Source organism: Tardiphaga sp. 866_E4_N1_4, from assembly GCF_052076075.1.
GTDB classification, from domain to species: Bacteria; Pseudomonadota; Alphaproteobacteria; order Rhizobiales; family Xanthobacteraceae; genus Tardiphaga; species Tardiphaga robiniae.
This window is the reverse complement of record NZ_CP197242.1, coordinates 5,979,183-5,997,616: the sequence shown is the minus strand read 5'-3', so window position 1 is coordinate 5,997,616 and position 18,434 is coordinate 5,979,183. Positions and strand designations below refer to the sequence as shown.

Below are 18,434 nucleotides of genomic sequence, written 5' to 3'. Positions count from 1 at the left end.
TCAGACGGCAGCGACCGCAATTCATCAACGCAAAACGTAACAGGCAATCGGAGAAGGGCTGGTGCTCGCCGTCAAGCTGAAGGCGCCGCTTTCGCCGAAGATCGTCGCCGCGGCCAGGTATTTGCGGGGATATCACGAGGGCCCGAGACCGAAGCAGATCGAAGAGCTGCGCAGGGAGCTCCGTACTGTCGTCAAGGTGTTCGGCAAGATGCAATCCGCCTTGCGTCGCAGGCAACTGGGTGACGATCAGATCCCTACCGACTGCACAACTGGCAACGACGAGCCGACAATGACGATGACGATGACGATGAAGGCCGCCTGACGGCCCAATCCACTGCTCTTGCTGCTCCACTGAACCCGAGCCGCGCTATCTGCGACTAATCGGTATGCCACATGCCCTGACACGCGCCTGGACGAGATTGATGGACTGGATCGAGAATGCCGTCCACTTCGTGGACTGGCTGACGGACGACCCATCCCCGACCAACAAATTTCTGGAAGAGCCGCCAATTAAGGAACGAGCCACACCGGACAAACGCTCGACACGCTAGCGCGCGACGTCACACGGATTTCAGTTGACCGAGACCGATCGCCGGCCACGGGAGCCGCGCCAGCTTGCTGGCGCATAGGGCAGCGCCGTATATGCCGATGAGCGCCTCCCCGCTGCGGCGCCACGCGACACGCGGTTCTTCGGCGCAAACATCCATCCGATCAGGCCAAGCGTCGTTTTGCACGCCGTCGCGGGCGTCGACGCTGCAATCGATGTCGCTTTCAATCCAAATTGTCTGGGCATTCAAACCTCCATCCCGGAATTCCGATTACGCCAAAAGGGCGCTCCGAATCCCAGCCGAGATTGAATTTATACACCGCGAATCTTGTGGCGCACTTGCGCTGCATCAAGTCACCAATCAGTGCAGAACGGCGTGCGCCATCTGCTCATCGAACGGCCGTGCGGCCATCTGCGCACGCAGCTCGGCCAGTTCGGTCTCGAGTTGCTGATTGACGAGAATGAGCGCTGCCACGGTACCGCGGGTGTCGCCATGGCAGGCGGCGATGAGATCGTCGACTTCCGCGTCTAACTTGGTCATTGAAAAAATCTCCTGCCGCGCTTTCGGTTGCCTTCAATAATCGGCTGAGCGTTGCATCAATATTAAACGATACCGGAGTCGTTGGCGTCATCGCCAACGTGCATGAATACCGGTTAAGAGCGCCTTTCCGGGCTCAAAGAATCCACAAGCGACTTTCTGCAATCGGTTTAAGCGACCCGTTTCAATCACCGCGCTGCAACCGCGCGTTGATCGCAAAATCACCTGTTTCTGATTAGTCATAGTCCGCCGAAGCGGCTACCGCCGTCAGGCCGATCACGATGCAAATTCAAGGACATGCCAATGATGAACGATGGTCGCCCGTTCGGGCTTTATATTAATGGCCGGTTTCAGCCAGCCTCGACCGGCCGCACCATCAAGGTCGAGAACCCGAAGGACTGCAGCCATCTGGCCGATGTCGCCGAGGGGGACGAAAAGGATATCGATCTGGCCATCGACGCCGCCGAACGCGCCGGCAAAATCTGGGCGGCGACACCGGGCGCGGTACGCGGCGACATCATGCACCGGGCCGGCGAATTGCTGGCCAAAAAGCTCCCCGAACTGGTGACCATCGAGGTCGACCAGATCGGCCGCGCCCGCCGCGAAATGACTGCCCAGCTAGGCCGGCTGCCGGAATGGTTTCGCTATTTCGGCGCTCTGGCGCGCACCCATGAGGACACCGTCCCGCCCTTCGGCGGCAATTTCCTGAATTATACCCGCCGGGTGCCACTCGGCGTCGTCGGCCATGTGACGCCATGGAATCATCCGCTTCTGATCCTCACCAAGAAGATCGCGCCGTCGATGGCGGCCGGCAATACGATGGTGGTGAAGCCGAGCGAATTGGCGCCGATCACACCTCTGCTGCTCGGCGATATCTTCAAGGAAGCCGGCGTGCCCGACGGCGTCTACAATGTCGTCCCCGGCTACGGTGCCACCGCCGGCAAGGCGCTCACCTCAAGCAAGCGCATCAAGAAGATCGACCTCACGGGCGGCACCGAGACCGGCAAGATGGTGGCTTCACTGGCCGGTGCCAACCTCACCAAGGTGGCCGCCGAGCTCGGCGGCAAGGCTGCGGTCATCCTGTTCGATGATACACCCATCGAGCGCGGCGTCGCGGCGGCCTTGTTCGCCTCGTTCATCGCAACCGGCCAGACCTGCGTGCAAGGTGCTCGGCTGTTGGTGCAACGCTCCGTGCATGACGCCGTCGTCACCGAGCTGGTGAAGCGCACCAATGCGATCCGGATCGGCGATCCGCAGGACATGGCGACGCAGATGGGTCCCCTCGTCTCGGCCAAACAACGCGAACTCACCGAGCGGTACGTCAAGATCGGTCTGGAAGAAGGCGCGACGCTTGCCGCCGGCGGCAAACGTCCGGACGGCAAGGCCTTCGAGAGCGGCTACTATCATCAGCCGACCATCTTCACTGGCGTGACCGGCAGCATGCGCATTGCGCAGGAAGAGATCTTCGGACCAGTCGTCGTCGTGATCCCGTTCGACACCGAAGAGGAAGCCATCGCGCTGTCCAACGGCACTGAATTCGGCCTGGCCACCTCGATCTGGACCCGCGACGTCACCCGCGCCCATCGCGTTGCGCATCGGCTGGAGAGTGGCATCGTCTGGATCAACGACCACCACCGCATCGATCCCTGCTCGCCCTGGGGCGGCTTCAAGATGAGCGGTATCGGCCGCGAGAACGGCATTGTCGCCTATGAGGAATACACCCAGATCCAGAACGTGATCGTCAATCTCTCGGACGAGCCGTTCGACTGGTATGCGGACGATGGGCAGGAGAAGCGGTATAGCTGAGACGAACGTCGTTTTAGTCGAACACTCCGTCCTCATCCTGACGAGCGCGTACTTCGCGCGCGCCTTGAAGGATGCACGACATACTCATGGTTCGAGACGCGCGCCAAGCGGCGCGCTCCTCACCATGAGGACAGTGAATGGGCGCTAACCAAACCCAGCCACGGCATGCGGCACATACGGCGCTTCAAGCGATGCGACCTCCTCACTCGTCAGCTTCAACAACAGCGCCGCCACCGCATCGGTGAGATGCGCCGGCTTCGACGCGCCGATGATCGGCGATGTGATCCCTTTCTTCTGCAACAGCCAAGCCATCGCGACCTGCGCCTGCGGTACTCCGCGCGCCTTGGCGACCGCGGCAACCTGCTCGACGATCTTGCGATCGGACTCCTCGGACTGCACATAGAGCGTCTTGCCGAACTCATCACTCTGCTGGCGTTCGCTGGTCTGGTCCCAGGCGCGTGTCAGACGCCCGCGCGCCAACGGGCTCCACGGCATGACCGCGATCTTCTGGTCGGCGCAGAGCGGCAGCATCTCGCGCTCTTCCTCGCGGTTCAGAAGATTCACATGGTTCTGCATGCTGACAAATTCAGTCCAGCCGTTCAGCCGCGACGTATACAGCGCCTTGGAGAACTGCCACGCATACATGCTGGACGCGCCGATATAGCGGACCTTGCCGGCTTTCACGACGTCGTGCAGCGCTTCAAGCGTCTCCTCGAGGGGCGTGTTCTTGTCGAGGCGATGGATCTGGTAGAGATCGATATAATCGGTGCCGAGCCGGCGCAGGCTGTGATCGACCTCGGTCATGATCGCTTTGCGCGACAGGCCTGCCCCGTTCGGTCCCGGCCGCATCCGGTTGAAGACCTTGGTCGCCAGCACCACATCGTCACGGCGCGTGAAGTCCTTCAGCGCGCGACCGACGATCTCTTCCGAGGTGCCATCCGAATAGACATTCGCCGTGTCGAAGAAATTGATGCCGAGTTCGATCGCCTGCTTGATCAGCGACCTGCTTTTCTCTTCATCCAGCGTCCACGCATGCGCGCCGCGATCGGAGATGCCATAGGTCATGCAGCCCAGACACAGACGTGAGACATCGAGACCGGTATTTCCAAATTTGATGTAGTCCACCGCGTTTCTCCCTTGTCGTTCTATTTGGTTTTCTATTTGCGTTTGACGAAGTCTGCGAAGGCATCGGCATAATCGGGGTGCCAGCGCGACAGAGCCGGTCTGTTCTCGACGACGTCGCCGATGGCCCACAACATGCGGCGCTCGTCGAGCGCGCGCGGCACATCGTTGTCTGGGCAGAGAATGTAGAAGTCGCTGGCTTCGAGCCGTTGCATCATGAAGTCCACGGTCTGCTCGGCTGTCCACGCTGCATCCGGCTTCTCGCTACGCCCGCCAGCCGCGAGCGGCGTGAAGACAAAGCCGGGGATCAGCAGATGTGCGGAGACCTGACATCCCTCGGTGTTGCGCAGCTCGTGCGCCAGCGCTTCGGTATAGGCTTTCACGCCGGCCTTGGAGACATTGTAGGCGGGATTGCCGGGCGGCGTTGTGATGCCCTGCTTGGAGCCCGTATTGATGATCAGGCCCGGCCGCTTGCGCGCGATCATGTCCACAGCGAAGGCCTGACAACCATTGACGATGCCCCACAGATTGACGCCGAGCAGCCGCTCCCAATTCTCGCGCGGACCGAGCGCCGAGGTCGGCACCTGAATGCCGGCATTGTTCATCAGCACATCGCAGCCGCCGAAGCGGGCCTGCACATCGGCTGCGAGTCTGGTCATCGCGCCGACGTCACTGACATCGACAGCGGCCGTCATCACATCGTCACGCCCGCCGCGCGCCACACCGGCTATCTTGCCAACCGCCTCAGCCAAACGATCCTCGCCAAGATCCACGATGCAGATGCGCATTCCCAGTCGCGCAAAGGCCGTCGCTGCGGCCAAGCCGATGCCTGACGCACCGCCAGTAATGACGGCAACAGAGCCTGCGGACAGAGCGGGATGGGACATGATGTTCTCCAGAACTGGGAGGTTTGCGCAAATGCGTATAGCATCAACGCGCGCCTTGGCATCTCACAACAGCGCCAACGCATGGACCGGCGTCCGTTCGCGCATGGCTATGACTTCTTCCCGTGAAACACCTCGTTCACGGTCTTGATCGCGCCGGTATCGGACGCGGCATAGCCCGGCAGCTTCACCAATGCGTCACGGAACTCGGCGCCGCGCAGCACCGCGAGAATGTGCTGCATCGGGGCCTGATCGAGCAGCGTCTCGCGGCACACGAAATAGTAGTCCTCGGTCAGCAGCCGCACGAAATCCAGCCCAAATTGCCGCGCCGCAGCCTCGACGCCAAAGGCGACGTCGGCCATGTCGCTGGCGACATAAGCGGCGACTGCCGCATGAGTGAACTCCACCTGCTGATAACCATTGATCTGCTCGGGATCGATCTTGTGTTGACGAAGCAGCTGATCGAACAGCAACCCCGTGCCGGAATCCTGATCGCGATTGACGAAGCGGATCGCGGGATTGATCAGCGCTTCCATCGATGTGATGCGCAGCGGATTGCCGGGCTTCACCATGAGGCCCATTTCGCGGGTCGCGAAACCGACGACGCGATGGACGCGGTTGTCGACCCACTCCTTGCAGGCATTGACGCTGCGCTTGCGCAGTTCGCCGCGCGGCAGATGCACGCCGGCGAGATCGCAGGTGTTATGCGCCAGCGACACCAGCGAGGTCTGGTTGCTGACATAGCGCAGATCGATGCCCGTGCCCGCCGTGGTGTTCAGCATCTCGCGCAGTTTCGACACGGCAAAACCGTGACTGGCATGAACGCGGATGACCGCAGGATGGTTGGGCAGCAGCTCCTTGAGTTCGGTCGCCAGTTCCTGCGCCAGATTGTCGAGCTGCGGTCCGAGCCGCGCTTCCAGCCGTTCGCCGGCCCAGACCAGTTTCTCGCCAAATGCCGTCAGCTTGGTGCCCTTGCCCTTGCTGCGCTCGACCACCGGCACGCCGAAGAAGGCCGACCAGTCATTCACCAGGCTCCACGCATGGCGGTAGGACAGCTGGTTGCGGCTGGCCGCGAGCGTCAGCTTGCCGGTTTCGTTGATGTCCTTGAGAAAGCCGAGCAGCTGGCGCGAACCCGGCTTGCGGAATCGCCAGATGGTTTCGATATCGATGCGCATCGTGCTTCCTATCGCCCTGCCACCTATGTTCGCGATTGCATATGTGCCGCCGCGCCGTGACTCACGTTCTCATATTTACTGTCGATGCCCCTCCTGATCCGATCGTCGAAACATCGGGAGGTATACACTATGCCAGAGATCTCACATGCTGATCTTGCCATTTCTGCATTGTCGAAACTGACGCGCAAACGGCTCCTCATCGACGGCCAGCAGGTCGAGCCGTTGTCCGGCCGATATTTCGATGTCCTCAATCCCGCGACGGGCGAGATCATCGCCGTTGTCGCCGAAGCCGATGCCAGCGACATCGACCGTGCCGTCCGCGCGGCGCGCAAGGCGCTTGAGGGTCCGTGGGGCCGCATGCGCGCGGCCGATCGCGGTCTCGTGCTGCAGCGTTTCGCACAACTGCTGGAAGATCGCGCGCAGGAACTGATCGCGCTGGAAAGTCTGGACACCGGCAAGCCGCTCGCCGCCGTGCAGCGCCAGGACCTGCCTGCCGCCATCGACACGCTGCGCTACTATGCGGGCTGGGCCGACAAGATCAACGGACAGGTGATCCCGGCGCGCCATGACGCGCTGACCTATACGGTGCGCGAACCGATCGGCGTCGTCGGCGCCATCGTGCCGTGGAATTTCCCGCTGATGATCGGAATGTGGAAGATCGCGCCGGCGCTGGCCTGCGGCTGCACCGTCGTGCTGAAGCCTGCGGAGATCACGCCGCTGTCGGCGCTGCGGATCGGTGAACTGGCACTGGAAGCCGGCCTGCCGCCCGGCACGCTGAATATCGTGCCTGGATTTGGCAAGACCGCCGGCCGCGCCATGGTCGATCACCCCGACATCGACAAGATCACCTTCACGGGATCGCCAACCGTCGGCCGCGAAATCCTCGCCGGCGCCGCCGGCAATCTGAAGCGCGTCACGCTCGAACTCGGGGGCAAATCGGCCAATGTGATCTTCGACGACGCCGATCTGGATTCCGCCACCAAGGCCGCCGCCTCCGGCATCTTCTTCAATTCCGGCCAGGTCTGCTCGGCCGGTTCGCGCATTCTCGCGCATGCGTCCGTCCATGACGAGGTCGTGGAGCGCATGACGGCCCGTGCCAAGGCCATCCGCGTCGGCGATCCCACGCAGTCCGGCACGACAATGGGACCTATCGTCTCCGAACTGCAGATGAAGCGGGTGCTGGAATATGTCGATATCGGCACCAAGGAAGGCGCGACTGTGACGACCGGCGGCACCCGGATCGGCGACCGCGGCTATTTCGTCGCGCCTACGGTATTCGCCAATGTCGACCACGAAATGCGTGTCTCGCAGGAGGAGATCTTCGGCCCGGTCGTCAGCATTGTCCGGTTCTTCGACGAGGCCGACGCCATCAGCAAGGCCAATGGCACGAAATACAGCCTTGCGGCCGGCGTCTGGAGCTCGGACATCGGCCGCGTGCAGCGCTTCGCCAAACAGGTGAAGGCCGGCACGGTCTGGATCAACACTTATGGTTATACGGATGTCCGGCTCCCCTGGGGCGGCTCGCGCGATTCCGGCTTCGGCCGCGAGCATGGCGATGCGGCGCTGGAGAACTTTACCGAGCCCAAGGCCGTCTGGATGAATCTCAACGTCTGAGGCAACCAGCGGCGTAGTGCGTCGCGCAATTGGTTGTTGATCGTTATATTCTTATGGATATAACGATTGCCGGTCAATTGCGCGTGAGCCTTTCTTCATGAACCGTCACCGGCGTTCTGCCGTCGCCCTGCGTCATGTCGCTTTCGAGGACTGGGCCTGCTGTCGTCGGTACTGGATCGCGAAGGCTGGGACGTCTCGTTCTGCGATGCCGCCATCGATGACGTCTCCCACCTCTCCATCGTGGATGCCGACCTGCTCGTCGTCCTCGGCGGACCCATCGGCGTCTATGAGGCCGACGCCTACCCGTTCCTGACACGTGAGATCGCCCTGCTGGAACGGCGCCTCGCGCAGGGACGCCCTACGCTCGGCATCTGCCTTGGCGCACAATTGATGGCCCGCGCGCTCGGCGCCCGCGTTTATGCCGGCGGCATCAAGGAGATCGGCTGGGGCCAGGTATCCCCGACCAAGCAGGGCGCGGCCTCATGCCTTGCACCACTGGCGGAGGATGGCGCCAGCGTTCTGCACTGGCACGGCGACACGGCAGCTCGAGGAATGGTATGTCGGTCACGCGGTCGAACTGGCCGCCGCCGGCATTCCCATCGCGCAGCTGCGTTCAAGCACCGCTGCCGTCGCCAACCGAGTTCAGGCCGATCGCATTTTCACGCGCTGGATCCACGAGATCAGTTGAACGATTCCAAGCATCAATTCACGATCATGAATTGGTCGCGAAGACCTCCCATGCAAGTCGTTTCGGGTTCGGCGCCTTTACCCGTTTCGCGAAAACGATATATTCCGCGCGCTACAACGACACTTCAATCAAACGTCCGGGAGGATCACATTATGGGCTTGATGCAGCCAATCTCTGCCACCGCGCACCCTTACGCGAACGGCTCCTACAAGCAGATGCTGATCGACGGCAAATGGCAGGACGCCCAATCCGGCAAGAGTTTCGAAACGCATAATCCCGCCACCGGCGAACTGCTTGCCACCGTCGCCGAAGGCGATGCCAAGGATATCGACCTCGCGGTTGCCGCCGCCCGCCGCGCCTTCGAAGGCCCATGGAGCAAGGCCAAGCCCTACGAGCGCCAGGCGCTGCTGCTGAAATTCGCCGAGCTCGTCGAGAAGCATTTCGATGAACTCGCTCTGCTCGATACGCTCGATATGGGCGCGCCGGTCATGCGCACTTTCGCCGGCAAGCAGCGCATCCTCGGCATGCTGCGCTTCTATGCCGGCCAGGCCACGCTGATCTACGGCGAAACCATCGAGAATTCGCTGCCGGGCGAGATTTTCTCCTACACGCTGAAGGAGCCCGTCGGCGTCGTCGGCGCAATCATTCCGTGGAACTCGCCGCTGTCAGCCAGCATCTGGAAGATCGGCCCAGCCATCGCCACCGGCTGCACCATTGTGTTGAAGCCGGCGGAAGAAGCCCCGCTGACCTCGCTATGCCTCGGTGAGCTGGCGTTGGAAGCCGGCTTCCCGGCGGGCGTCATCAACGTCGTGCCGGGCTACGGCGAAACCGCCGGCGCCGCGCTGGCCTCGCATATGGACGTCAACAAGGTCGCCTTCACCGGTTCCCACTTCACCGGCCAGTCGATCATCCGCGCCTCGGCCGGCAACCTCAAGCGCGTGTCGCTCGAGCTTGGCGGCAAATCGCCAAACATCGTGTTTTCGGATGCCGATCTCGATGCGGCTGTTCCTGGCGCTGCCATGGCGGTGTTCGCGAATTCGGGCCAGATCTGCAGCGCCGGCACCCGCCTGTTCGTCGAAAAGAAGATCTACGACGAATTCGTCGGCCGCGTCGCCGAATTCGCCAAGAAGCTGAAGGTCGGTAACGGTGCCAACCCCGACACCCAGCTCGGACCATTGGTCTCCAAGGAACAGCTCGACCGCGTCACCGGCTATCTCACCACCGGAAGCGGCGAAGGCGCCAAGGCGCTGTCCGGCGGTGGCCGCCTGATGGACGGCGAACTGTCGAAGGGCTTCTTCGTGCAGCCGACCGTGTTCGCCAACGTCCAGGACACCATGAAGATCGCGCGGGAAGAGATCTTCGGCCCGGTGATTTCAGCGATCTCTTTCACCGACATGGACGAACTGGTGCAGCGCGCCAACAACACCACCTTCGGCCTCGGCAGCGGCGTCTGGACCAGGGATGTCAGCAAGGCTCACCGCCTCGCGAAGTCCCTGCAGGCCGGCTCGGTCTGGATCAATTGCTATCAGGCGATGGATCCTGCCGTGCCGTTCGGCGGCTACAAGATGAGTGGCTACGGACGCGAGTCCGGCGTCCACCACGTCGACGAATATCTCAACATCAAGGCGGTCTGGATCAACACCTGATCGCCGCTGTCATCGAAAGAGAAAAGGCGCCGAGCAACGAGTTCGGCGCCTTTTTGCGCCGTCATTGCAAGGAGCCCTTGCGACGACCATTGGCGATTAAGCAGCCGGCGCGGCACCGTATCGATCGCGCAGCTTGCGCTTGAAGATCTTACCGGTCGACTCGCGCGGCAACGCCGCGTGGAAGTGGATTTCTTTCGGCACCTTGAAGTTGGCAAGCCGCTGCTTGAGATAGGCCTGGATCTCGGACGAGGAGAGCTGCGCATCATCTTCGAGTTCGACGCAGCCGACCAGCCGTTCGCCGAACTCGTCATCCGGCACGCCGAAGACTGCGCAGTCGCGCACGCCGTCCATGCCAATCAGCGTGTTCTCGATCTCGGCGGGATAGATGTTGACGCCGCCGGAGATGACCATGTCGCGCTTGCGATCACACATGAAGAGATAGCCGTCCTCGTCGAGATAGCCGACGTCACCGACGCTGATAAGGCCCTCGCGGCCGGCTTCGGCCCGTGCGTCGGGGCGGCCCTGATAGTCGAAATCCGGCACCGAGGTCTGCCGCATAAAGATTTCACCGGGCACATTGACCGGACATTCCTTGCCGTCCACATCGAAGATCTTGACCACGCCCCCCTCGATGGTGCGACCGACAGTGCCCGGCTTCCTCAGCGCCTCCTCCGACGAATGCCAGATCGGCACCCCGGTTTCGGTGGAGCCGAGATATTCGTTAATCACCGGTCCCCACCACGCAATCATCGCCTGCTTCACATGGATCGGGCACGGCGCTGCGCCATGGATGATGAAGCGTAGCGACGACAGGTCGTAGCGCGACTTCACCTCGTCCGGCAGACGCAGCAGCCGCACGAACATAGTCGGCACCATATGCATGTTGGTGATGCGGTGCTTCTCGGTGAGCTGCAGCAGATCCTCGGGATCGAAACGCGGTTCGAGCACGATCGTGCTGCCATGACGGAATGCCATCAGCCCGTAGGAGCTTGGCGCCGAGTGATACATCGGCCCGTTCATCAGGATGATCTGATCCTCGTTGGGCTTCAGCCCATAGGCAATGCCGCCGACGCGCTCGGATGCCGCAGCCTGTTCCGGCGTCATGGCCGCGCGGGTCACGCCCTTGGGACGGCCCGTGGTGCCCGACGTGTAGAACATGGTCAGCGCGCGCTTGGGAACGTTCTCCATCGGCACCTGCTGCTCGCGCCAGATATCGAAGTCGGTACAGCCGGCACGCACTTCGGTCGCGGCCTCGGGAATGCCATATGCGGCTGAGATTTCCCGCGGCGTGCGGACGACCAGAAGCGGCACCCCCTTTGGCAGGTTCTCCGCGATCTGCGGCAACAAGTCGGCGTGGCAGACCAGCAGCTTCGCGCCACTGTCAGCAAGAATATAGCTGACCTCTTCACCTTTCAGATGCCAGTTGATCGGGACCACACGCGCGCCGAGCGCACCTGCGCCGAACGCAGTCTCGAACAGCGCGAAATCGTTGCGCAGCATCATGCCGACCGGCGCATCGGCGCCTGCGCCGAGGCTCTTGAACCCGGTCGCCACCTTGGCGATGCGCTGCATGATGTCCGGATAGCTGATCGCCCGGTCGCCGCTGATAATCATTGTCCGCCCTTATATTGTTCTTGAATCGATCGAAGCCATCGCTGGCTTCGATCCTTGTTCTGCCGATGTGATCGGTACAGATGCTCACTGGTCGTCGAGCAATTCACCAAAGCCTTCCCAGTTTTTGCCGTTGAAACGGCGCAGCCGCAGTTGCTGGAACGAAAGATAGTCATCCTTGTCGGTATTGACCGTGACGCCCGACAGCAACAGCGGCAGCTTGACGTTCTTCATCGACGTCGCCTGACGCAGGATATTCTCCCGGCTGACGTCATCGCCGCACGCTTTCAGGATATGCGTGATGAGATGCGCATTCAGGAAGCCGGTCGCATAATTGGTGTTGCGCGGATCGGCCGACGGCAGGCTCTCTTTCATGAAAGCGAAATAGGCCTTCACGTCCTCGTCGTTGGCCCATGACGCGTCGTTGATGTCTTTCTGATAACTCGACGTGATCAGGCCAGTGGCGTTGTCCAGACCTGCCGGCTCCAGAAAGGTGATCGACGAAGCGGACGTGGGGACGAACATCAGGTCCGGCTTCCAGCCGATTTCCGCAACGCCCTTGATCATCTGCGACGAGAATTTGCCGACCACCGCGCCAAACAGCACATTCGCGCCGGACGATTTGAGCGCCGCAAGCTGCGACGAGATCGTCGGCGCACTGGTCTCATAGGTCGCCTCGGATACGATCATACTGGCGGCCTTGTCGCCCAGCGCACGTTTAAAGCCAGCCACATAGTCTTTGCCGAGATCGTCGTTCTGCGCGAGAATGGCGATCTTGGCATCCGGCTTGGTCTTCAACACGTGCTTGGCGTAGACGACGCCTTCCGATTCATAGGCGGCCATGCCCGGCATGGTCCACGGAAAACCCTTCGGATCCGCCCATTTGGTCGCGCCTGATAGCACGAACAGCTGCGGGATTTTCTTGCTGTTCAAATAGCGATGCACCGCGTTGTTGGTCGCGGTGCCGAGCGTCCCGAACATCATCAGAACCTCATCCTGCTCCACCAGTTTGCGGGTCTGCTCCACGGTCTTCGGCGGCGAATAGGCGTCATCGAGACTGATGAACTTGATCTTGCGCCCGTTGATGCCGCCTTCGGCGTTGAGCTTGGCAAAATAGGCTTCCTGCGCGCGGCCGATCACGCCGAAGCCCGAGAGCGGACCGCTATAGGGAAGCGTCTGCCCGATCTTGATCTCTTCCTTGTTGTTGGCCGCGGCTTGCGTCGGCGCATTCACGCAGACGGCAAAAGCGAACAGCCCAAGCGTCCTCAGCATGACTGATGTCATGATTGTCTTCTCCCCGTTATATTTTTATCGGGCCGCGCTTATGCGCTTGCCCGTCTCGCAAAGTCTCCGGTCGCTTCCGCATATTCGCGCTTCAGGCGATCCACGAGTTCTGCCACCGGGGGAGCATCAACGATCTGGCCGATACCCTGGCCGCAACCCCAGATGTCCTTCCAGGCCTTGACCTTCATGTTACCGCCGGAGCCGAAGTTCATCTTGGTCTTGTCAGCCACCGGAAGATTGTCGGGATCGAGGCCGGCGGCTGCGATGGACGGGCCGAGATAGTTGCCGTGAATACCGGTGAACAGGTTGGTGTAGACCGTGTCATGCGCGGCGAATTCGGTCAGCGCCTTCTTGTAGGCCGGGTCGGCATTGGCTTCTTCGGTCGCAATGAAGCGCGTGCCCATATAAGCGAGGTCTGCGCCGAGCGCGAGCGCCGACGCAATCCCGTAACCGTCAGAGATTGCACCAGATACCAGCACAGTCCCCTTGAACCACTGCTTCACTTCGCGCACCAGCGCAAAGGGCGACAGCGTGCCGGCATGGCCACCCGCACCGGCGCAGACCAGGATCAGTCCATCGACGCCCTGCTCGGCTGCCTTGCGCGCATGCTTGACGTTGATAACGTCATGAAACACGACGCCGCCATAGGAATGCGCGGCCTCGACGATCTCCGAGGGCGGGCGCAACGAGGTGATGATGATCGGAACCTTGTGCTTCACACAGGTTTCCATGTCCTTCATCAACCGGTCGTTGGACGCGTGGCAGATCTGGTTCACCGCATAGGGCGCGACCTTCTTGCCGGGATTCTTCGCTTTGTATTCGCCGAGCTCATCCTCGATGCGCGTCAGCCACTGATCGAGCACTTCCACCGGCCGCGCATTCAGCGCTGGAAACGAACCGACGATACCGGCCTTGCATTGCGCAATGACGAGTTCAGGACCGGAGACGATGAACAGCGGGGAACCGAGCACAGGCAGCTCGAGGGTGCCATCGAGAGCTTTGGGGAGCGACATAAGCGTTTCCTTATATTTTTATAATCGAACTATAGGGGTTGACCGCCCGCGCGTGTTGTTCGAATTTGAACAATACGCCTTCCGGATTTGATCACATGGACTGGGATCTCTGTCGCACCTTCAATGCCGTGGTCGACGCCGGAAGCTATCTCGGCGCGTCCAGGCAGTTGCGCACCAGCCACCCGACCGTCAGCCGCGAGGTCGCGGCGCTGGAGAAGCAACTTGGCACCAAGCTGTTCGTGCGCTCCGACGAAGGGCTGGTGCTGACGGCGCGTGGCCGGCGCTTTCATGAGAGCACCAAAGCGATGGCCGAGGCCGCGCTGAAAGCGGAAGCCGCCGCCGGCGCGTCGGGCCAGAGCGCACGCGGCGTGGTCAAGGTGTCCATCGGGCCGACGCTCGCGAATTTCTGGCTGATGCCGCATATCGGCGCCTTCATCCGCCAGCATCCGCATGTCGAGATCCAGCTGGTGACGCATCCCTTCCCGGTCAGCGTGCGCAAGCGCGAGGCCGACATCGTGCTCCGGCTGTATCAGACCGGCGACGAAAATCTCACCGGGCGGAAAATTGCCAAGCTCGGCGTTGGCTTCTACGCCTCGCGCGATTACGCAGCGCGATGCCCGCTGCCCGAACAGCGGGCCGCTTGGAAGGACCACACTGTCATCGGCTTCGCCGACAAATCGTCGAATTCCGAACTCGGACGCTGGAGCGACCACATCACCAAGGACGCCACCGTCGCCATCCGCTGCTCGTCGCAGGCCGACATGCTCGCAGCGGTCCGCGCAGGGATCGGCATCTGCGTGCTGTCATGCATCGTCGGCGACGCCCATCCGGATCTGGTCCGCGTCGCACCGCAGAAGCTGGCCAGCCTCTCAGACATCTGGCTGCTGGCCCATCCGGACCTCGTCGATCAGCCGTCGGTGCGCGCCGTGCTGGAATTCATCACGGCCTGCGCGCGCGACGATCGTGCGTTGCTGCGCGGCCGTTGATGCCGTCCTTGCCGGAGGAATGGCGGACGGCAATCGCGAAAGCGGCCATTGCCGAAAATTCGCCGGCGAGTGACATCAGTCACAAGATGCGACAAGCTCAGGCTGCGTCAAATTATTGCTTCCGACTGCCACTCAACTGTGCGCCACACGCCTGCAAAACGTGCTTGGGGCATCGAGCGCGATGGTCCAAACAGGGACGAAGGACCGCCTCGCGGTTCACAGGTTGATCGATGAAGATTCTCGTTTTTGGCGGCACCGGCTTTGTCGGATTGAATATCGCAGAAGCCCTGTTGAAGCGCGGCCATGTGGTGACCCTGTTCGACCGTTCGGGCCTGCCACCGGCGGCCCAACGTGCCTTCGCTGACTATGGAGATAGGCTTTCGGTGATCATCGGCGATGTGCTCGACCGGACATTGATCGACAGTGTCATCGCGGCCGGCTTCGATGCCATTGTTCTCGGCGCTGCGATCACGGCAAGCACAGAGCGCGATGCCGCCGACCCGGAAAACGTCCTGCAAGTCAACCTGATGGCGCAAACGCCGATCCTCGCGGCAGCACGCCGCAATGGCGTCAAACGCGTGATCAATCTGTCGTCCGCCGGCGCCTACGGCGCCTCGGCGTTTAAATATCCCCTGCTCGATGAAGAACTGCCCTGCGATCCCGTCTCGCTCTACGCGATCACCAAATTTGCATCGGAAAAAGTCGCCGCGCGCCTCGCCGCGCTCTGGCAGACCGATTTCATCAGCGTGCGGCTCAGCGCCGTGTTTGGACCATGGGAGCGTGCAACAGGCGTACGGGATACGCTCAGCCCGCTGATGCAGATTTTCACGGCGCACGCGAAGCAGAGCGCCGCCATTCTGGTCCGTTCCGGCGTGCGGGACTGGATCTATGCGCCTGATGTCGCCGATGCCATGACTTTGCTGATCGAGGCGCCGAAGACGCAGCATCGCCTCTACAACATCTCAACCGCCACGCCGTGGTCAGCGCTGGAATGGGGCCAACAATTGGCAGAATCCAATCCGGGCTTTGTTTGCCGCCTGGCCAGCGTCGGCGAAACCCCAACCATCGATCTGCACAGTGACAGCGACAGGGCACCGCTATCGGTCGCGCGATTGGAGCAGGAATTCGGATGGCGCGCCAAATTCGGCTGCGCCGACTCAGCCGCGGATCTGATCGACTGGTCGGCGCGGCACAGCATAGGGTGATGACATGAGACTTCAGGGACGTACAGCAATCATCACCGGCGGGGGCTCCGGCATCGGCCAGGCCAGTGCCGTGCTGTTCGCACAGGAAGGCGCGTTTGTCGCACTGGTCGATCGCGACGAGGCCGGCCTGAAAGAAACACTGGCGATGCTGCCTAATGCAAACGAGGCATCGATGCATGTCGGCGATGTCGGCGACGGCGATTTTGCGCAGACCGTGGTCGGGGAGATCGTCGCGCGGCGCGGTCAGCTCGACGTGTTGATGACCTCGGCCGGCTTTTCCTGCGGCGGCACCGTGGTGACCACAGCGCCAGAAGATTGGGACGCCGTGTTTCGCACCAATGTCGGCGGCACCTGGCTATGGGCGCGCGCGGCCATTCCGCAGATGCAAAAGCAGGGCAAGGGATCGATCATCACGCTGGCCTCGCAATTGGCCATTGCCGGCGGCAAGGGCAATAGCGCCTATATCGCGGCGAAAGGCGCGATCATCAGCCTGACGCGCACCATGGCGGTGGATTTCGCGACTGATGGCATTCGCGTCAATGCGATCGCGCCGGGCGCTATCGACACGCCGCTGCTGCGCCGCAGTTTCGCGCGCCATGCGGACCCCGCCCCCGTGCGCGATGCTTCGCGCAATCGTCACGCCATGAAGCGGTTCGGTCTGGCCGAGGAAGTCGCGCAGACCGCGCTGCATCTGGCGAGCGATGCATCCTCGTTCACGACCGGCACGGTCATGCCGGTCGATGGCGGATGGCTCGCAGCATGAGCGACGCTCTCGCAGCGCTGGAAGCGCAGGTCCGCGCCGATCTCCACAAGATCGCCCATCCGAACATGCCGTGGCTGCAGCCGAAATCCGCGCCGGACGGCACAGCCGCGCTGGACGTGCTGATCGTCGGCGCCGGCCAGGGCGGCGTCACAGCGGCCTTTGGCCTGCTACGATCGCAGGTCACCAATATACTCGTTGTCGACAAAAGCGCAGAAGGCCGCGAAGGCCCCTGGCTCACCTACGCCCGCATGCCGACGCTGCGCAGTCCCAAACACTTCACCGGCCCTGATCTCGATATCCCCGCTCTCACCTATCAGTCATGGCACGAAGCCATGTTCGGGAAGGATCACTGGCAGGCGCTCGATCGCATCCTGCGCGGACACTGGGCGGACTATCTGCTGTGGTTCAGGCGCATTACCGGCGTGCCTGTACGCAATGGCTGCGAGGTCCTGGACATTGGGCCTGCCGCCAACGGCTTGCTTGCAGCAACCGTACAAAGCGCCGGCGGCATCGAAACCATCCATGCGCGCAAGGTGCTGCTGGCGACCGGACAGGAAGGCATGGGCGACTGGATGATCCCGGAGCAACTCCAGCACCTGCCATCATCGCTTTGCGTGAATGCATCCGCGGATATCGATTTCGAAGCTCTGCGCGGCAAGACCGTCGCCGTGATCGGCGCCGGCGCATCCGCCTTCGACAATGCGGCAACCGCGCTCGAAGCCGGCGCTGAGGTGCACCTGTTGTGCCGCCGCGCGGAAATCCAGATCGTGCAGCCCTACCACTGGCTAACCTTCCGCGGGTTGCTGCGTCACTTCAGCGAACTCGACGATGCCTGGCGCTGGCGCTTCATGCGCCGGCTCATGGATTTGCGCGAAGGCTTCCCACAGCCGACCTGGGATCGCTGTGCACGGCATGCCGGCTTCCATCTCCACGAAAACGCGCCCATTCAGTCGGCACAAAAAATAGGCAACCAAGTTACATTGCAGACGCCACAGGGTACCTTCACTGCAGACTTCGTGATCTGCGGAACCGGAATCGACATGGATTTCGCAGGCCGTCGTGAGCTACAGAGCTGCGCCGGCAATATCGCGATCTGGTCTGATCGCCACCAGCCGCCGGATACCGAGTTCAGCCCGCGCCTCGGCCGTTTTCCATATCTCGGCGATGATTACGCGCTGATGGAACGCGTTCCCGGCACCACGCCGTGGATCGCCGACATCCATCTTTTCGCAATTGCGTCCACCATGAGCTTCGGCCCGTCGGGGTCATCGATCAATGCGATGACCACCGCGATCCCGAAACTGGTGCATGGCCTGACGCGCGGCTTGTTCCGCGCGGATATCGAGCGATACTGGACCGCGTTCGAGGCTTACGACGTTCCACAAGTGACCATTGCAAGGGCGACGGAAGCTGCGGCAAAAAGCTAATGGACCAAATTATCCCGACGGGGAAGTTCTCCGCTTGGCACCTATCGACCATCTTTTGGCGCGTTCCTTGCTTCAGTGGATGCGTCGCTCGACAGGTCAGGCACTGACGGGTCCGTTCAGAGTTT

Annotated in this window: 17 protein-coding genes and 1 pseudogene; 10 read left to right on the top strand and 8 right to left on the bottom strand. The window is 61.9% G+C overall.

The genetic code is table 11. The features are described 5' to 3' along the window. Positions 1 to 61 precede the first annotated feature (61 nt). Positions 62 to 322, top strand: a complete 261-nt coding sequence (locus AB8B20_RS28865; protein ID WP_439070602.1) for a hypothetical protein — start codon at positions 62 to 64, stop codon at positions 320 to 322. 249 nt (positions 323 to 571) lie between these two features. On the opposite strand, the gene AB8B20_RS28860 is transcribed toward AB8B20_RS28865, so the two are convergent. Both AB8B20_RS28860 and AB8B20_RS28855 read right to left on the bottom strand, forming a co-directional pair. Then, positions 572 to 793 (bottom strand): hypothetical protein, encoded by a 222-nt coding sequence (locus tag AB8B20_RS28860; protein WP_439070601.1) that lies wholly within the window; start codon positions 791 to 793, stop codon positions 572 to 574. Positions 794 to 908: 115 nt separating this feature from the next. Further along, complete coding sequence (locus tag AB8B20_RS28855; protein WP_089268001.1) at positions 909 to 1,088, bottom strand: hypothetical protein; 180 nt, start codon at positions 1,086 to 1,088, stop codon at positions 909 to 911. A 300-nt stretch (positions 1,089 to 1,388) separates the two neighbouring features. Between AB8B20_RS28855 and AB8B20_RS28850 the strand changes: the two genes are divergently transcribed. Next, a complete protein-coding gene (locus AB8B20_RS28850; protein WP_439070600.1) occupies positions 1,389 to 2,891 on the top strand; it encodes an aldehyde dehydrogenase in 1,503 nt (500 codons plus the stop codon). A gap of 144 nt (positions 2,892 to 3,035) precedes the next feature. Here AB8B20_RS28850 and AB8B20_RS28845 read toward each other — a convergent pair whose 3' ends face one another. The 3 genes from AB8B20_RS28845 to AB8B20_RS28835 all read right to left on the bottom strand — a co-directional run bounded on the left by AB8B20_RS28845 (position 3,036) and on the right by AB8B20_RS28835 (position 6,072). Continuing rightward, positions 3,036 to 4,016: an aldo/keto reductase gene (locus tag AB8B20_RS28845; RefSeq protein ID WP_439070599.1), complete on the bottom strand. Its 981-nt coding sequence runs from the start codon at positions 4,014 to 4,016 to the stop codon at positions 3,036 to 3,038. 32 nt (positions 4,017 to 4,048) lie between these two features. Beyond that, the gene (locus tag AB8B20_RS28840; protein WP_439070598.1) at positions 4,049 to 4,900 is read right to left on the bottom strand and encodes an SDR family NAD(P)-dependent oxidoreductase; all 852 of its coding nucleotides are present in this window, start codon (positions 4,898 to 4,900) and stop codon (positions 4,049 to 4,051) included. 107 nt (positions 4,901 to 5,007) lie between these two features. Further along, positions 5,008 to 6,072, bottom strand: coding sequence for a substrate-binding domain-containing protein (locus tag AB8B20_RS28835; protein WP_439070597.1), 1,065 nt, complete (start codon positions 6,070 to 6,072; stop codon positions 5,008 to 5,010). Positions 6,073 to 6,201: 129 nt separating this feature from the next. Between AB8B20_RS28835 and AB8B20_RS28830 the strand changes: the two genes are divergently transcribed. The 4 genes and pseudogenes from AB8B20_RS28830 to AB8B20_RS28815 all read left to right on the top strand — a co-directional run bounded on the left by AB8B20_RS28830 (position 6,202) and on the right by AB8B20_RS28815 (position 10,020). Next, positions 6,202 to 7,686 carry an aldehyde dehydrogenase family protein gene (locus AB8B20_RS28830; RefSeq protein ID WP_439070596.1) on the top strand — a complete coding sequence of 495 codons (1,485 nt, stop codon included), beginning with the start codon at positions 6,202 to 6,204 and terminating at the stop codon, positions 7,684 to 7,686. Between the two features lie 240 nt (positions 7,687 to 7,926). Then, positions 7,927 to 8,169 (top strand): annotated as a pseudogene (locus AB8B20_RS28825) (glutamine amidotransferase-related protein); the annotation flags it as partial. Positions 8,170 to 8,191: 22 nt separating this feature from the next. Continuing rightward, positions 8,192 to 8,374 (top strand): hypothetical protein, encoded by a 183-nt coding sequence (locus tag AB8B20_RS28820; RefSeq protein WP_439073080.1) that lies wholly within the window; start codon positions 8,192 to 8,194, stop codon positions 8,372 to 8,374. 152 nt (positions 8,375 to 8,526) lie between these two features. Continuing rightward, a complete protein-coding gene (locus AB8B20_RS28815) occupies positions 8,527 to 10,020 on the top strand; it encodes an aldehyde dehydrogenase family protein (protein ID WP_439072972.1) in 1,494 nt (497 codons plus the stop codon). 96 nt (positions 10,021 to 10,116) lie between these two features. On the opposite strand, the gene AB8B20_RS28810 is transcribed toward AB8B20_RS28815, so the two are convergent. The 3 genes from AB8B20_RS28810 to AB8B20_RS28800 form a co-directional block, all read right to left on the bottom strand. Further along, entirely contained in the window at positions 10,117 to 11,634 is a 1,518-nt protein-coding gene (locus tag AB8B20_RS28810) for an acyl-CoA synthetase (protein ID WP_439070595.1), read from the bottom strand. An 84-nt stretch (positions 11,635 to 11,718) separates the two neighbouring features. Next, positions 11,719 to 12,903: an ABC transporter substrate-binding protein gene (locus AB8B20_RS28805; protein WP_439072971.1), complete on the bottom strand. Its 1,185-nt coding sequence runs from the start codon at positions 12,901 to 12,903 to the stop codon at positions 11,719 to 11,721. 50 nt (positions 12,904 to 12,953) lie between these two features. After that, entirely contained in the window at positions 12,954 to 13,928 is a 975-nt protein-coding gene (locus AB8B20_RS28800) for an NAD(P)H-dependent flavin oxidoreductase (protein ID WP_439070594.1), read from the bottom strand. 95 nt (positions 13,929 to 14,023) lie between these two features. On the opposite strand from AB8B20_RS28800, the gene AB8B20_RS28795 reads away from it, so the two are divergent. The 4 genes from AB8B20_RS28795 to AB8B20_RS28780 all read left to right on the top strand — a co-directional run bounded on the left by AB8B20_RS28795 (position 14,024) and on the right by AB8B20_RS28780 (position 18,309). Then, positions 14,024 to 14,914 carry a LysR family transcriptional regulator gene (locus tag AB8B20_RS28795; RefSeq protein ID WP_092149293.1) on the top strand — a complete coding sequence of 297 codons (891 nt, stop codon included), beginning with the start codon at positions 14,024 to 14,026 and terminating at the stop codon, positions 14,912 to 14,914. A 230-nt stretch (positions 14,915 to 15,144) separates the two neighbouring features. Beyond that, positions 15,145 to 16,119: an NAD-dependent epimerase/dehydratase family protein gene (locus tag AB8B20_RS28790; RefSeq protein WP_439070593.1), complete on the top strand. Its 975-nt coding sequence runs from the start codon at positions 15,145 to 15,147 to the stop codon at positions 16,117 to 16,119. A 4-nt stretch (positions 16,120 to 16,123) separates the two neighbouring features. After that, a complete protein-coding gene (locus tag AB8B20_RS28785) occupies positions 16,124 to 16,882 on the top strand; it encodes an SDR family oxidoreductase (protein WP_439070592.1) in 759 nt (252 codons plus the stop codon). Next, positions 16,879 to 18,309: an NAD(P)-binding domain-containing protein gene (locus AB8B20_RS28780; protein WP_439070591.1), complete on the top strand. Its 1,431-nt coding sequence runs from the start codon at positions 16,879 to 16,881 to the stop codon at positions 18,307 to 18,309. The genes AB8B20_RS28785 and AB8B20_RS28780 overlap by 4 nt, the downstream gene beginning before the upstream one ends. Positions 18,310 to 18,434 lie beyond the last annotated feature (125 nt).

Coding starts and splice junctions, on each gene's coding strand:
- AB8B20_RS28785 (WP_439070592.1), top strand. CDS start 16,124: ATGAGACTTCAGGGACGTACAGCAATCATCACCGGCGGGGGCTCCGGC.
- AB8B20_RS28790 (WP_439070593.1), top strand. CDS start 15,145: ATGAAGATTCTCGTTTTTGGCGGCACCGGCTTTGTCGGATTGAATATC.
- AB8B20_RS28805 (WP_439072971.1), bottom strand. CDS start 12,903: ATGCTGAGGACGCTTGGGCTGTTCGCTTTTGCCGTCTGCGTGAATGCG.
- AB8B20_RS28815 (WP_439072972.1), top strand. CDS start 8,527: ATGGGCTTGATGCAGCCAATCTCTGCCACCGCGCACCCTTACGCGAAC.
- AB8B20_RS28840 (WP_439070598.1), bottom strand. CDS start 4,900: ATGTCCCATCCCGCTCTGTCCGCAGGCTCTGTTGCCGTCATTACTGGC.
- AB8B20_RS28820 (WP_439073080.1), top strand. CDS start 8,192: ATGGCGCCAGCGTTCTGCACTGGCACGGCGACACGGCAGCTCGAGGAA.
- AB8B20_RS28800 (WP_439070594.1), bottom strand. CDS start 13,928: ATGTCGCTCCCCAAAGCTCTCGATGGCACCCTCGAGCTGCCTGTGCTC.
- AB8B20_RS28860 (WP_439070601.1), bottom strand. CDS start 793: ATGCCCAGACAATTTGGATTGAAAGCGACATCGATTGCAGCGTCGACG.
- AB8B20_RS28835 (WP_439070597.1), bottom strand. CDS start 6,072: ATGCGCATCGATATCGAAACCATCTGGCGATTCCGCAAGCCGGGTTCG.
- AB8B20_RS28780 (WP_439070591.1), top strand. CDS start 16,879: ATGAGCGACGCTCTCGCAGCGCTGGAAGCGCAGGTCCGCGCCGATCTC.
- AB8B20_RS28850 (WP_439070600.1), top strand. CDS start 1,389: ATGATGAACGATGGTCGCCCGTTCGGGCTTTATATTAATGGCCGGTTT.
- AB8B20_RS28855 (WP_089268001.1), bottom strand. CDS start 1,088: ATGACCAAGTTAGACGCGGAAGTCGACGATCTCATCGCCGCCTGCCAT.
- AB8B20_RS28795 (WP_092149293.1), top strand. CDS start 14,024: ATGGACTGGGATCTCTGTCGCACCTTCAATGCCGTGGTCGACGCCGGA.
- AB8B20_RS28830 (WP_439070596.1), top strand. CDS start 6,202: ATGCCAGAGATCTCACATGCTGATCTTGCCATTTCTGCATTGTCGAAA.
- AB8B20_RS28810 (WP_439070595.1), bottom strand. CDS start 11,634: ATGATTATCAGCGGCGACCGGGCGATCAGCTATCCGGACATCATGCAG.